This is a genomic window from Arthrobacter sp. 260 (genome assembly GCF_013116745.1).
In the GTDB taxonomy this organism is placed as follows: Bacteria; Actinomycetota; Actinomycetes; order Actinomycetales; family Micrococcaceae; genus Arthrobacter_D.
Map to the genome: position 1 here is coordinate 183,907 of NZ_JABFOE010000008.1, position 14,265 is coordinate 198,171.

General features: G+C 63.5%; 11 protein-coding genes. 5 read left to right on the plus strand and 6 right to left on the minus strand.

What is annotated here, in order from left to right:
- Window position 1 precedes the first annotated feature (1 nt).
- From gltX to HMI57_RS11170, 3 genes are read right to left on the minus strand one after another with little or no spacing between them, the layout of a single operon-like run.
- Window positions 2-1,510 (minus strand): glutamate--tRNA ligase, encoded by a 1,509-nt coding sequence (gene gltX, locus HMI57_RS11160; protein WP_171586082.1) that lies wholly within the window; start codon window positions 1,508-1,510, stop codon window positions 2-4.
- Between the two features lie 60 nt (window positions 1,511-1,570).
- Window positions 1,571-1,867 carry a hypothetical protein gene (locus HMI57_RS11165; protein WP_171586083.1) on the minus strand — a complete coding sequence of 99 codons (297 nt, stop codon included), beginning with the start codon at window positions 1,865-1,867 and terminating at the stop codon, window positions 1,571-1,573.
- Between the two features lie 2 nt (window positions 1,868-1,869).
- On the minus strand, window positions 1,870-2,643 hold the full coding sequence (locus HMI57_RS11170; RefSeq protein WP_171586084.1) for a fumarylacetoacetate hydrolase family protein: 774 nt from the start codon (window positions 2,641-2,643) through the stop codon (window positions 1,870-1,872).
- Between the two features lie 574 nt (window positions 2,644-3,217).
- Here HMI57_RS11170 and HMI57_RS11175 point away from each other — a divergent pair.
- Window positions 3,218-4,264 carry a hypothetical protein gene (locus tag HMI57_RS11175; protein WP_171586085.1) on the plus strand — a complete coding sequence of 349 codons (1,047 nt, stop codon included), beginning with the start codon at window positions 3,218-3,220 and terminating at the stop codon, window positions 4,262-4,264.
- Between the two features lie 135 nt (window positions 4,265-4,399).
- Here HMI57_RS11175 and HMI57_RS11180 read toward each other — a convergent pair whose 3' ends face one another.
- Window positions 4,400-6,079, minus strand: a complete 1,680-nt coding sequence (locus tag HMI57_RS11180; RefSeq protein WP_346655193.1) for a glycosyl hydrolase family 18 — start codon at window positions 6,077-6,079, stop codon at window positions 4,400-4,402.
- A 256-nt stretch (window positions 6,080-6,335) separates the two neighbouring features.
- Here HMI57_RS11180 and HMI57_RS11185 point away from each other — a divergent pair, with 256 nt between their 5' ends.
- The 3 genes from HMI57_RS11185 to HMI57_RS11195 all read left to right on the plus strand — a co-directional run bounded on the left by HMI57_RS11185 (window position 6,336) and on the right by HMI57_RS11195 (window position 10,620).
- Window positions 6,336-8,660: a glycosyltransferase family 2 protein gene (locus HMI57_RS11185; RefSeq protein ID WP_171586086.1), complete on the plus strand. Its 2,325-nt coding sequence runs from the start codon at window positions 6,336-6,338 to the stop codon at window positions 8,658-8,660.
- A 120-nt stretch (window positions 8,661-8,780) separates the two neighbouring features.
- Entirely contained in the window at window positions 8,781-9,089 is a 309-nt protein-coding gene (locus HMI57_RS11190) for an STAS/SEC14 domain-containing protein (RefSeq protein WP_171586087.1), read from the plus strand.
- Window positions 9,082-10,620 (plus strand): EAL domain-containing protein, encoded by a 1,539-nt coding sequence (locus tag HMI57_RS11195; RefSeq protein WP_171586088.1) that lies wholly within the window; start codon window positions 9,082-9,084, stop codon window positions 10,618-10,620. Before HMI57_RS11190 ends, HMI57_RS11195 begins: the two co-directional genes overlap by 8 nt.
- A gap of 98 nt (window positions 10,621-10,718) precedes the next feature.
- Here the strand turns inward: HMI57_RS11195 and HMI57_RS11200 are convergent, their stop codons facing one another.
- Window positions 10,719-11,825: a branched-chain amino acid aminotransferase gene (locus HMI57_RS11200; protein WP_171586089.1), complete on the minus strand. Its 1,107-nt coding sequence runs from the start codon at window positions 11,823-11,825 to the stop codon at window positions 10,719-10,721.
- A gap of 11 nt (window positions 11,826-11,836) precedes the next feature.
- The gene (locus HMI57_RS11205) at window positions 11,837-12,898 is read right to left on the minus strand and encodes a 3-isopropylmalate dehydrogenase (RefSeq protein ID WP_171586090.1); all 1,062 of its coding nucleotides are present in this window, start codon (window positions 12,896-12,898) and stop codon (window positions 11,837-11,839) included.
- Between the two features lie 125 nt (window positions 12,899-13,023).
- Between HMI57_RS11205 and HMI57_RS11210 the strand changes: the two genes are divergently transcribed.
- Window positions 13,024-14,244, plus strand: coding sequence for a histidine kinase (locus HMI57_RS11210; RefSeq protein WP_346655194.1), 1,221 nt, complete (start codon window positions 13,024-13,026; stop codon window positions 14,242-14,244).
- Window positions 14,245-14,265: the final 21 nt, after the last annotated feature.

A 14,265-nucleotide genomic window follows, 5' to 3' on the forward strand; every position in this document is an offset into this window, starting at 1 on the left:
GTCAGCTGGCCGTGCTGCGGAACGCGCTGATCCTCGCCAGCGAGGACTCCTTCCCCAGAATCACCATCGACTCGAACAGGGGTGGGGAGATCCTTTTCCCGGAGACGGCGGTGCGGACCGGGCCGAAGGCGAGCCGGGGTTTCATGCCCAGATCCTCGACGAGCGCTCCGCGGAGGGCGTCCTGGATGTTTTCGGTGGTCCACTCGTCGATCGGCAGCAGGGCTGCGTGCGCGGCGTCGAGGACTTCGCCAAGGTTTGCGGGCAGGCCCTTCCGGGCATCGTCGGCGATTTCGATACCGGCGTCGTCGGTGAACAGGAACCCGAGCATGTCCGGGGCTTCGCCGAGGAGCGTGATGCGCTCCTGGATCAGCGGTGCGGCCTCCGTGAGGATCTGGGATTCGCGCTCGCTCAGACTGGTGCCCACCAGGCCCGCGCTCTGCAGGTAGGGGATGACCCGCTCACGGAAGTCCTCCGGCTCCAGCAACCGGACGTGGGTGCCGTTGATCGCCTCGGCCTTCTTCAGGTCGAAACGCGCCGGGTTGCCCAGCACATCGTGGATGTCGAATTTCTCCACCAGGGTGTCCACAGTGAAAATGTCCTCGTCGGCGGACAGACTCCAGCCCAGCAGCGACAGGTAGTTCAGGAGCCCCTCGGGGATGAACCCGCGTTCCCGGTGCAGGAAGAGATTGGACTCCGGATCCCGCTTGGAGAGCTTCTTGTTTCCCTGGCCCATCACGTAGGGCAGGTGGCCGAACAGTGGCATGTACCGCGCCACCCCGATGTCGATCAATGCCCGGTAGAGGGCGATCTGGCGCGGGGTGGAGGACAGCAGATCCTCCCCGCGGAGCACATGGGTGATCCCCATCAGTGCATCATCGACCGGGTTAACCAGCGTGTAGAGCGGTGCGCCGTTGGCGCGGACCACCGCGAAGTCGGGGATGCTTCCAGCCCGGAAGGTGATCTCGCCGCGCACCAGGTCGGTGAAGGTGATGTCGGCGTCGGGCATCCGGAGTCGCAGCACCGCGGCGCGGCCCTCGCTGCGGAAGGCCTCCCGCTGGTCCTCGGTAAGATCCCGATCGTGATTGTCGTACCCGAGCTTGATGTCCCGGCCGGCAGCCCGGTGGCGCTCCTCGACCTCCTCGGGGGTGGAGAACGACTCATAGAGGTGGCCGGCGGCGCGGAGCTTCGCGATAACGTCCTGGTAGAGCTCACCACGCTGCGACTGGCGGTAGGGGGCGTGCGGGCCTCCCACCTCCACTCCCTCGTCCCAGCCGATGCCGAGCCATTTGAGGGCATCGAGCAGCTGGGTGTAACTTTCCTCGCTGTCGCGGGCAGCGTCGGTGTCCTCGATCCTGAAGACCATGGTCCCGCCGGTGTGGCGGGCGTAGGCCCAGTTGAACAGCGCGGTCCGGATCAGTCCGACGTGCGGCGTCCCGGTGGGAGAGGGACAGAACCGTACCCGGACGGGGGTCTCGGCGGTGACAAGGGGTATCTCAGCAGCAATAGTCATGATGGCCCCCAGTCTACGGGGCTTTCGGGCCCGACCCGCAGCGGAGGGTGGCCGGGGAAGCTACCCCGCGAAGTACCACCAGGCGCCGAAAATCAGCGCCGCGACCACCACTCCGACGGCGACCTGGACCACGAGGGAGGTCCTCGGGCGGAAGTAGCGCACCGGCAGCACCGCGGCGGCGCCAAAGCCCAGCGCCGCGAGGAGCGACACCCAGAGCTGGTCGGCGCCGCCGAGGGAGGCAGCCCGGGCCAGCACCAGCGGCAACGCCACCGCGGCAATGGCTATAAACCGCGCGAGCCGTCGTCGTTCAGCGCTCGGGCTGCCTTTCCGTACTGGCCCGCTGGGCACCCTGCGCATGGCTAGCGGCGCGCAGGGTTGGACAGGCGCCCGATGCCTTCGATTTCCACTTCGTACCGTTGGCCTTCACTGATCAGGCCGACGCCGGCCGGCGTGCCGGTGAGGATGAGGTCTCCCGGAAGGAGCGTGAAAGCCTGCGACACGTAGGAAACGAGTTCCCGCACACCCCAGATCATCTGGCTGGTGGACCCGTCCTGCTTCAGTTCGCCATCCAGCCGACCCTTGACGCTGAGGTTCTCGGTGTCGAGCTCCGTTTCGATCCACGGACCCACGGGGCAGGAGGTATCAAACCCTTTGGCCCTGGCCCACTGGTTGTCGGTCTTCTGGGCGTCCCGGGCGGTGAGGTCATTGGCGCAGGTGTAGCCGAAGACAACTTCGTCCACGCGTTCCAGCGGAACGTCTTTGCAGATCCGGCCGATGACGACGGCGAGCTCGGACTCAAAGGAGATCTCGTCGGAAAACGCGGGAAGGACAATCGGATCGCCGGGACCGATGACTGAAGTGTTGGGCTTGAAGAACATCAGGGGTGCGGGCGGCACATCGTTGCCGAGTTCCTTGGCATGCTCGGCATAGTTCCGGCCAATGCCGACAATCTTGCTCCTGGGAATGACCGGCGCGAGCAGTCGGACATCAGCAAGCTGATGGCGGACACCGGTCAATTGCACCCCTGAGTAGAACGGGTCGCCGGCCATGACGGCAATCTCTTCCTGGCCCTCCTCCCCCTCTACCACTCCGAATGCTGGGTCACTGTCAACGACAAATCGGGCTATACGCATGATCCTCAGGTTACCGTGACCCCGGACTTAGACGGCAATTTCGTGGGGTCAGGCAATTAGTCGGTCTATTTGATCCCGAACATGCAGATGGCCGTGAACCTGTCCCCAGCGGACAAGTTCACGACCATCAGCAAATGCAGCTCAGTCTGAACTGCAACTATGGGGTTGAGCCCCTAGTTAGGCCAGTCACCGATGTTAGGCCAATCGCCAATCTTATTGGGCCAATCACCAATCTTTGTGATCGATGAGCCCTTGAGACCAGTAGCGGCGTCCGCAGCTGTAGCCGTGGTAACGCCTCCGACAGCGAATACTGCCACGAGGAGCAGTGAAGCAGATAGTCTTTTCATAGCGAGAGTCCTTTGCTTATGCGATAAAGCACGGGGAACCGAACCCCGCACAGTTTCATTAGTATACGAACGATTTAGAGGAAACCAAGCGTTTTGTAGGATGAGCCTCCAAACTGAGTATGCGCCGCGTATCCCCTAAACTCTTGTTTTGGAGTCCCTATCCGTGGGGAAGCCCGAAATGCATTGCCCGAGGTCCACAAGAACACCGCACGAAGGGGCTACCACCCATGGCAACTAACCAGCCCGGCAACCAACTGCTGTATGAGCTGCGGGCCAGAGAAGCGTGGAGCCAGCGCGATTACGAATCTGCTCGTGTGATTGCTGGTCAAGCAGTCGAACTTGCCCTTAGGGAAGACAATCAGGTGGCTTGGTGGAATATGGCCTTTTTTCAGGCGGAGTGCCTTCGAGAGGAAGGCTCCGTTGAAGAATCGGTTAAGGTTGCGGAACTCCTCCGCGCACACCCTCTTACAAGTCAGTCACCTGCTCTGAAGGCCCGGGTTCTTACCCTGCTTGGTATTGGGCTTCAAGGGATAGGTCAGCTTCCATCTGCCGTGGACGCCACACGAGATGCCGTCAATTTGGCCTCTAACGATGATGCTCCCAGCGAACTTCTTATCAACGCTCGCCGTGCACTGATCGCGACCCTGGCGGAGAGCGATCAGGTTGACGAAGCATGGGCAGAGTGCATGGCACTGGCCGCCCTCCTTACTCCCGATACGCCCCCACAGATTTCCGGTAAAGCGTACTGGGTGATCGGCAACGTAGCCTTCTTGAGGCAAGAGGTGACAGAAGGGGCGAAGTATCATCGTCTCGCTGCTTCTAAGCTATCCCCGAACAATGACCTCGACTTGTGGGCGAGGTTCAACCGAGCGTCAGCCGCGAAACGGTTGGCGGCGGGTGTGGTCGACGCCGAAACCCTAGAGTGCATCGAGAGGGCGGAGACTGCCAGCTCGATCGTCGGCGGCAACGAGCGCGACCAACTGGAGCTCTCCCTTACCCGCGCCCACTGGCTGGTCCTGACCGGCCAGCTCAACGCCGCTGTGAAACGACTCAAGCCAATCTGCTCTGAGGGGACAATCCTCGCCTCACAGACTGCAGGAGAAGCCAACCTATTGCTAGGGCGAGCGCTCGTGGGTCGCGGAGACGTTATTGAGGCATTGAGCTTCCTCGACACTGCCCGGAGTCTGTTCATTCAGGCTGGAGCCCAAGACCGGGCCGAGCATGTTTCCGCGGTTATCGACTCGCTATTGCAGCCCGAGGAAAGCGCTTCCTAGCGTCTATCCGGAGAAATCCGTCGGACGACCGGTCGTCATCCTAAAGTCGCTACTGGTAGGCGCCCGTCCAGGCGCACTTCCTGACTCGGACCGCGCCGACTAAGAGGCGGCACCGAATCTAGGCGCTGCTCTGGACTAAGAGTCGTCGTCGGTGGACGTGGTGTCCGTAGTGGCCTCATCGGTGCTTGTCCCGTCAGCTTTGGAGCTACCTGTGGTGCTGGTTGCCCGCGGGGCTGGCGTCGGCCCGCTGGCGTCGTCGTTCTTGAGTTCCTCCAGGAGTTTGACGACGTCGTCGTTGCTCAGCCGGTTCCACGGCGATCCGGCCGACCCCTGCAGGGCAGCCTCGGGGCTGTCCCCCTGGCTCCACCACTTGGCCACGAACACATGGTCATCGAGCCGGATCCGATCACCGCTCTCATAGACTTCCTCGGGATCCCACTCGTCGATGAGACCCGCGGGAATGGTGGGTGCGCTGACGGGTTTCTCGCCCGGCAGCACCGGTCCGATCAAAGTCCACGGCGTCTCGTCGGCCTGCAGTACCGGGTTGTCGGGAGTCGACTCCTCATTCCACCACTTGGCAACATAGACGTTGCCGTGCCAGACCACACGCTGCTCAGCAACGTAGGTAGCGTCCTCCGACCAGATGGGGTACGGGCTGGTTTCGGGATCGTCCTCGACCAGCTCGGGGGTGGGCTCCGGTGTCGCTGACGCGGTCGGGATGCTCTCGGAGCTTCCCTCAAACCCCTGTCCCAGAATCTGCGCGAAGCTCAGCCCGTCCTGGTCAATGCCGCTGCAGCCCACCGACACCACCGACACGTCGGCATAGTTGTCGCTGCAGGTGGCATCCCGGTTCAGTGACCACATGGACATCCGGCCGATACCGCGCTCGACGGCGAAGGCGTTAAGCCCCGCGGCGTCGTCGAGGGAGAAGACCTCGCTGACGACGTCGTTCTGCCCCACCATCGGGGTGAGCCCCAGTTTCGTCCAGAGCGCCTGCGGGCCGAGCGCCATGTTCGCCCGGCTGTAGAGAGTGGAGAGCTGCGAATGCGTGGCCTCTGCAGCCGCGATCGATGCGTCGAGCATGCTCATCGCCGGGGGCTTGCTGCCCCCGAAGTCCATGGTCATGATGTTGACGCCTGCGAGATCAACCCCACCCTCAAGCATTTGCGTGACGGCGGTGGTCCCCGGCTCGGTCAGACCGGAGGGGGCCACCGGAAGTGTGAGCCAGATGTTCAATGGTTCGTCAGCTGCCAGTCGCTCTTCCTGCAGCAGGGCCAACGCCTCGGCCCTGCGCTCGCCAGCCTCGGTATCCAGGAGGTTCTCGCCCTCCACGTCCAGGTCGATGGTGGTGAGGTTGTACCGGTCAACGACTGAAGCGTAGGCGTCCTTGAGATCGTCAACGTCGGTGCAGGAGGTGGCAAGCTCGTCATTGAGCAGGCCTCCAAAGGACACGGCCACCTCGCCGCCACCCTGAACCAGCCGGGCGATCCGCCGGTCCAGATCCATGGTGGACTCGGCCTCGTCGAAGCTGTAGGCCGCACCCCACGACGGTTCGCACGGACTCTCGGGGTCGGCGACGATGAAGGACAGCATGACAGAGTTGCCCTCGTCGGTCCGTGGACGCTCGAACGCGTAGAACGGAGTAGCAGTGGCGTCGACGTATCCGGTGAACCAGGATCCGGTGCCTTCAGCGGCCCGGGCGTCCTCGAAACGGTTCCACCCGGTAAATGATGCACCCACTACTGCGGCAAGAACCCCCACCACAAGAACGAGCCGGACGATCGAGAGTTTTCGGCCCGGAAAATGTCTTGCCACTGTGCACTCCAAGAAATATTCGCCCCTGCTGAGCCAGGGTTACTTGAACACTAAACATTAATGTTATGCACTCACTATAGGTCTTGACTGCAAGTGTTATCGTTACAGCGTCATCGAATCGCTGTATTGGTCATGTGCCAGGTCTCAGTGTCAAACGTGAACGCAGATAAAACCCACCCCCGCGGTGGTACGGCACGTGCCGGCTGCGCAGGGATAGGTGGGAGTCAATCCTGCAATCGAGTCGCTGGGGAGCGAGATGAAAGATCACAAGGTGACTGCAGCGCCCGTCGTAAAGAGCAAGGATTTGCCTCCGGCGGCCCGTAAGCGGCAATGGGGCGCAGAGAAACGTTCCGAACCCCTGTCGATTGTCCACCCGACGCCGTCGCGCCGGAAGATTGCGCTGGGCCGGTTGGCCATCGTGGCAACCATGGTGGGCTGGGCGTCGTATGTCATCACCACGATCCTTCGGCAGCTCATCGAGAACCCCACCGCAGGTTTCCGGTTCCAGTTCGAGGCCGTCTCCTACCTCATCGTGGTCACGTTCCTCACCTTCTCGGCGCTGCTGTACCTGGTGGCGCGGCAGGGCGCCCTGTACCGCTTCAGGGACCATAAGCGGGTACCCCGCGGCGAGCTGGACCGGCACTTCGCGCAGTACGATGACGGGATTACCGTCCTGGTCCCCTCCTACGCCGAGGAGCCGCAGGTGGTTCGTGCCACCCTCTGGTCCGCAGCCCTCCAGGAGTTCCCGGACCTGAAGGTGGTCCTTCTGCTCGACGATCCTCCTACCCCCTCCGATCCCGCTGTGGCCGAGCGGCTTCGGATCACCCGGGAACTAACGGAAAACATCGAAGCCCAGCTACTCGAACCCTCCACCCGGTTCAACGACTCCCTCACCGGCTTCCGCGAACGTCTCACGGCACCCATCGAAGACGGCATTGACGAGCTGGAACTGCTCACCATCGAGTACGTCGCCGCCGCAACCTGGCTTGAGGACATGGCCGCCGCGGAAAGCATCGATGACCATGTGGACGAGTTCTTCGTCGACCTGGTGCTGATGGGGCTGGCCCGCGAACTTCGGCTCACTTTGCTGGGCCTCACAGCAGCCCGTGCCCAGGGCCAGCAACCGGACGCTGACCGGCTGGACGAGCTGTACCTGCGGCTCTGCCGCATCTTCACTGTCCGGCTGGAAACGTTCGAGCGCAAGAAGTTCGCTTCCTTGTCGCACGAGGCGAACAAGGCGATGAACCTCAACTCCTACATTTCCCTGATGGGGAAGCGCTGGCACCAGGAGGAATCCCCCAACGGCACGATCCTGCGTCCCGCCGAGGGTCCGGCCCAGGTGGACCTCGATGTCCCGGACACCACCTACCTCCTCACCCTCGACGCCGATTCCCTCCTGCTCCGCGACTACTGCCTCCGTTTGGTCTACCTTCTGGAATCCCCCGGCAACGAGCGGGTAGCGGTCACCCAGACCCCGTACTCCTCCTTCCGTGGGGCACCCACCCGCATTGAACGTGTGGCTGGCGCTACCACCGACATCCAGCACATCCTGCACCAGGGCATGTCCTACTACGGCGCCACGTTCTGGGTGGGAGCCAACGCAGTCATCCGCAAGGAAGCCCTGATGGACATCCTCGAGGTCGAGGATGTTGGCGGATTCGAGATCCACACCTACATCCAGGACCGGACCGTCATTGAGGACACCGAGTCGAGCGTTGACCTCGGGGCCCACGGGTGGACCCTGGTCAACTATCCTGAGCGGCTCAGCTACAGCGCCACTCCCCCTGACTTTGGTTCGCTCGTGGTACAGCGCCGCCGGTGGGCCAACGGCGGGCTCCTGATTCTGCCGAAGCTGTGGAACCAGCTCTCCGAGCGGCGCTACCGCCGGGACCGGATCCTGATGCGGGAAGTGCTGCTCCGCGTCAACTACATGGCCTCCATCGCCTGGGCGAGCTTCGGACTGCTCTTCCTGCTGATGTACCCGTACGACAGCCGGCTCCTGAGCCCCCTGGTCTTTCTGACCGCGCTGCCCTACTTCCTGGCCATGGGAAGCGATCTGAGAGACTGCGGCCACCGGTTCAGCGACATCTTCAGGATCTACGGGTTCAACATCGTGTTGCTCCCCGTGAACCTGGCGGGTGTGCTGAAATCCATTCAGCAGGCGTTCACCGGCGAGAAGATTCCCTTCGTCCGTACCCCCAAGGTCAAGGACCGGACGGCGGCACCAGCCCTGTACGTCTTTATCCCCTACGCCATCGTCGCCTTCTCCGTCCTGACCCTGTGGCGCGATGTCGCCCAGGGCAACTGGGGCAACGCCGCGTTCGCGGGATTCAACGCAATACTGGCGGCGGGTGCCATCCGCGCCTACATTGGGGTGAACAATTCAATTGTGGACATGGTTCTTGGAGTCCTAAACTGGCTCTACGTATCCCCCCGCAAGAAGCCTGAAACAAAGTCGCGGGTAATTGAGAAAACCCCCGAAGAAGCCGACTGGTCATCGATCCTGTATCACGGTGACCGTCGGCTCAACCGTGATCTCCGGGGCTCCAACGACCGCCGTCGCCGGATCTCCTCGCGGTAGGGATTGGTTTGCCAACAACCGGACAGAGACGCAGTCGGAGTGAAAGGCAGCATGTCGGCTATAACTACACAAGATGATCGGGTGCGGGAGGGTCAGCCGGACCGGGTAATTAGGCTGGTCATGCCCCGGGGCGTGGAGATCACCGGTGAAATTGCCGAGGAACACGCTGCCAGGGCGAGGGCTCTGTCAGGAGACGATTTACGCCCGGTCCTGCTGGAAATCACGGGAGTGAGCGCGATCAGCCGCGAAGCGCGGGCTGTCTTCACCTCCTCACGCACCTCCTCTGCGATCGCCGTTCTGGGCGAAACACCTGTTGACCGGGTGCTCGCGAACTTCCTGCTCGGTGGCGACCCGCCCCCGTGCCCCACCCGGTTCTTTAGCACCGAGTCCGAGGCCTTGGCCTGGTTAGGAAGCAGCCCGGATGCCTAAGAAAGACGCCGATCCGCGCCTGGCCATGCTGGTCGATGGGATCGTCAGGCTCTCCCGCGGTGACCTCAGCAGCCGGATGGAACCCTCGGAGGCACGCGACGACGTCGACGCCGTCATCACCGGCTTCAACCTCCTCGCCGAGGAGCTGGAACTGGTCTACCGCGACTTCGAAGAGCGGGTGGAGAACCGCACCGCAATGCTTCATCAGGCGCACCTCGACATGCGGAACATGGCCATGACCGATGCACTGACCGGTCTGGACAACCGGATCGCCCTGCTGGGCAAACTCCAGGAACAGCTGGACGCGGACGGGGACACTCCCCCGCCCGCCATCATCCTGCTCGACCTCGATTCCTTCAAGGACGTCAACGACAGTTTCGGGCACGACGCTGGTGACCGCGTGCTCCAGGAGGTGGCCCGCCGCCTGGAAGGGGTGGTCCGCGAGACCGACACCGTCGCGCGACTTGGCGGCGACGAGTTCGCCATCCTGGTCCCTGAAGCCACACTGGAGATAGCCCTCCGGATCGCCAACCGGGCCCTCGCCGCCCTGGGGGACCGGATTTCGCTTGCCGAGCTCCACGTCTTCTCCCGTGCCAGCATCGGCGTGAGGCTTGCCGATCCGCGTCAGGAGGCTGAAAGCATCCTGCTCGACGCCGATACCGCCATGTACGCAGCCAAACGCGAAGGCCGCAGCACCATCAAGGTCTTCGAACCGGTCATGCTGTACCAGCGCCAGTTGCGCAGCCAGATCGCGTCCGAGCTCAGGGACGCCATCTCGACGGATCAGCTCTCCCTCAACTACCAGCCAGTGGTGGACCTGCGCGACGGGCGGGTACTCGGACTTGAGGTGCTGGTCCGGTGGAATCACCCCACCCGTGGTTTCATCATGCCCGACGAATTCATCCCGCTGGCCGAGGAGATCGGTGCAGTGGTCGAACTGGATCGGTGGGTGATGGCCGCCGCGATCCGCCAGTACTCACTCTGGCGGGCGGAGCTGCAGCTCGACGACGACTTCCAGCTCCGGCTCAACCTGTCCGCCGTGGAACTGCAGCAGCTCGACCTGGTGGACTACGTCCGTGGGCTCCTGCGGCGGTTCGACATCCCTCCAGCTGCACTGGTGCTGGAGATCACCGAGACCGCTCTGGTGACCGGTGGCGAGGTGGAAACCTATTCGTTGCTGAGCCTGAAGCAACTCGGCGTGTGCATCGAGATCGACGATTTCGGCACCGGGTACTCCTCCATCAGCTACCTGCGCAAGCTGCCCGTCAGCATGGTCAAAGTGGACCGGTCCCTGCTCAATGAACTGTCCACCGGGTCCATCCAGTTCGGCTTCATTTCGGCAATCCTCCAACTGATCCGCGCAGCGGGGCTGGAAGCAGTCTTCGAAGGCATCGAAACGTACGAGCAGGTGCAGAAGCTGCAGGAGATGGGCTGCATCGGCGGCCAGGGCTACTACTTCAGCCGGCCCTTGCCGGTCGAGGAGACCACAGCGCTGCTGCGATCCTCGGCCACCCTGCCCCTCGCCTTCTAGCCTTTCGCCTATCCCGGCCCCTCAACTCATGGCCAATTAACGACCGGAGCGCCCGCAGTCTCCTGCGGGCGCCCCGGTCGTTAAGAACTCATGAGTGGTTAGACCAGCCGGGTCAGCCACCCGTGGGTGTCCTCCGAGGTGCCGGTCTGGATACCGAGCAGCTGTTCGCGGATCGACATGGTAACTTCGCCCGCCTTCGAATCGGGGGCGCCGATCACCTCGGAGCCGTCCTTCAGCTGACCGATCGGGGTGATGACCGCAGCGGTACCGCAGGCGAACACCTCTGTGATGTCACCGGAGGCAACCCCATCACGCCACTCATCGAGGGTGATCTTCCGCTCGGTGACCGTCAGGCCCCGGTCCTTGCCCAGCTGGATCACCGATGAGCGGGTGACGCCCTCCAGGATGGTGCCGGACAGGGCTGGGGTCACAAGTGACCCGTCCTTGAAGACGAAGAAGACGTTCATTCCGCCGAGTTCCTCGACGGCGTTGTCATTGAACTGGTCCAGGAAGAGGACCTGCTTGCAACCCTGGGCCTCGGCCTCCAGCTGCGCGGCGAGGGATGCGGCGTAGTTGCCTCCGCACTTCGCGTTGCCGGTGCCGCCACGTCCTGCGCGGGCGTAATTGCGGGAAACCCAGATGTCCACGGGCGCCAGTTCCCCACCGAAGTAGTTACCTGCCGGTGAGGCGATAACCCTGAAGGACACTTCCCGTGCCGGCCGCACACCAAGGAACGCCTCGGTGGCAATCATGAAGGGCCGCAGGTACAGGCTCTCGCCCTCGCGGGTGGGGATCCAGTTCTGATCCGCGGCCACCAGCTGGCGGAGGGACTCCAGGAAGATGCTCTCGGGAAGCTGCGGCAACGCAAGGCGTGCGGCTGAACGGTTAAGGCGGGCGGCATTCTGGTCGGCACGGAACGTCCACACCGACCCGTCTTCGTGGCGGTAGGCCTTCATCCCCTCGAAGATTTCCTGCCCGTAGTGCAGCACTGCTGCAGCCGGGTCGAGCGCAATGGGTCCGTAGGCTTCGAGGCGGGCGTTGCCCCACCCGCCGGCACCGGTGCTGTCAGCCTTGAAGTCGACCACGACTGTGTGATCCGTGAAGTGGTTTCCGAACCCTGGCTCGGCGAGAATCTCGGCGCGCTCCTGATCGGATTTGGGGTTGGCGGAGGGGTGCTGGCTAAATTCCAGGTCGGTGGCTGTCATGGTTAACCAGCTTAGGACACCAAAGCGGCGATCGCATCGCCGATTTGGGCTGTGGTGCGGGCCTCGCCGGTCCGGGAGGCGACGTCGTCGTCCACGGCACGCTCCACGCGGGCCGCTGCATCGTCAAACCCGAGGTGATGCAGCATCAAAGCAACCGAGAGAATTGCCGCCGTCGGGTCGGCCACCTGCTTCCCGGCGATGTCGGGGGCAGAGCCGTGGACGGGCTCGAACATACTGGGCGCGGTGCGGTCCATGTTGATGTTGCCCGACGCGGCGAGACCGATCCCGCCCGTCACTGCCGCGGCCAGATCAGTGATGATATCGCCGAACAGGTTGTCGGTAACGATGACGTCGAACCGGGCAGGGTCAGTGACCAGGAAGATCATCGCGGCGTCAACATGGAGGTAGTCGTGGGTGACGTCGGGGAACTCGGCGGCGACGGCCTCGACCGTTCGCTTCCAGAGGTGACCGGCGTACACCAGGACGTTGTGCTTGTGCACCAGCGTGAGGTGGCGGCGCGGCCGGTCGTTGGCCCGCCGGAACGCGTCACGGACCACCCGTTCCACGCCGTGTGCCGTATTCAGGGATACCTCGGTGGCAATCTCATGGACGGTACCTGTGCGCAGTGAGCCTCCGTTGCCGACGTAGGGGCCCTCGGTGCCTTCGCGGACCACAATGAAGTCAATGGCGCCCGGCGCCGCCAGCGGACTCGCAATGCCGGGATAGAGGCGGGAGGGTCGCAGGTTCACAAAGTGGTCCAGTGCGAACCGGAGCTTCAGCAGCATTTCCCGCTCGATCAGCCCTGAGGGGATCCGGGTGTCTCCCGGTGCTGCGCCGACGGCGCCGAAGAGGATCGCGTCATGCTGCCGCAGCTTTTCGAGGGTCTCGTCCGGAAGGGTCTCTCCGGTGGCCAGCCAGTGCTCCGCCCCCAGCGGGTACTCGGTCAGCGTAAAGGAGGTATCGAGGGTGGCGGTGACGCTGTGGAGCACCTTGACCGCCTCGGCGATGACCTCCGGGCCGATTCCGTCGCCGGGGATGACTGCCAGCTGGACTGGTGAAGAGGATTCGCTCATAGGAACAGGCTATGGATTGGGACCACATGATGGACAACCTGTCTCACTTTTTGAGACGTCTCACCTGCGGGCCTAGCGGCGACCGAACCTGATCTCCACCCGCGGGCTGATGTAGGACCGGAGACGTGAGCCTAGTGTTAAGTCCCATGGACTTCCACCACCGTGTCGCCAGGCTCCTGCGCACTAACCCCGGTCGCGTGGACTTCATGCTCATGGTGGTGCTGTTCCTGTTTCTCGTGGTGCCCCTGCTCCTCGCCTCGGGTCCGGGAATAGAAGTCCTGGTATCCACGGCACTGGTTCTTCCGCTCGCCTGGCGGCGCACCCGCCCCGTCCTCTCGGCTGGCATCGTCGCGGGAGTGTCGGTATTTCAGCTCAGCCTCGGTATCTGGCCGGTGTTTGCCCAGATTGCGGTGCTGGTATCCCTGTACGCCCTTGCGGCGTATGCACCCCGGTGGGCCAGCCTCGGTGGCCTCACACTGGCGTCAGTTGGGTGCCTCGCTGGAGTACTCAGGTATGGCGAGGGCTATGGGATCAATCCCTTTCAGGCGGGTCTCGGCTCCCTCCCCTTCCTCGTAATCGTGCTCGTTATGGTCGAGGCAGTAGTTCTAGTGTGCTGGGCGTTCGGTGACCTGACCCGCAACCGACGGCTGACCCTCAAGGCCATGGAGGACCGTGCCCGTCGCCTGGAGGTCGAGCGCCAGCAGGAGCGGGATCTGGCCGCCGCCGACGAACGCAGCCACATTGCCCGGGAAATGCACGACATTGTGGCCCATTCGCTATCGGTCATCATCACCCAGGCCGACGGCGCCAGGTACGCGAGCGCACAGAACCCAGCGGTGGCTCCCGCGACGCTGGCTACGATCGCTGAGACCGGCAGGGCGTCCCTGCGCGAAATGCGCCGTTTGCTGGGTGTCCTGCGCGGGGACGAGGAAGCCTCCACCCGTCCCCTCCCGGTACTCGCCGACATCCCCACGCTGATCGAGACAGTGCAGCGTGCGGGTCTCACCACCAGCTACACGGTCAAGGGCACCAGCCGTCGGGAGCTTCCTGCCGGTGCCGAGCTCACCGCCTACCGGGTGGTGCAGGAATCCCTCACCAACGTACTCAAGCATGCGGGCCCGGACGCGCGCGCCGTCGTCGAGCAGGTATGGACACCCCGCGGGCTGAGCCTGACGATCGACGACGACGGCCGCGGCGCCGGCGCGGACCCGACGTCCGCCGGCGCGGAGCAGGGCATCAAGGGCATGCGCGAGAGAGTCAGACTTTACGATGGGAATCTGGCCGCCGGAGCGCAAACAGGCGGCGGGTACCTCATCGAAGCATTCATCCCCTACACGGAAGCCTGACAGTGCCCACCAACCCCGACC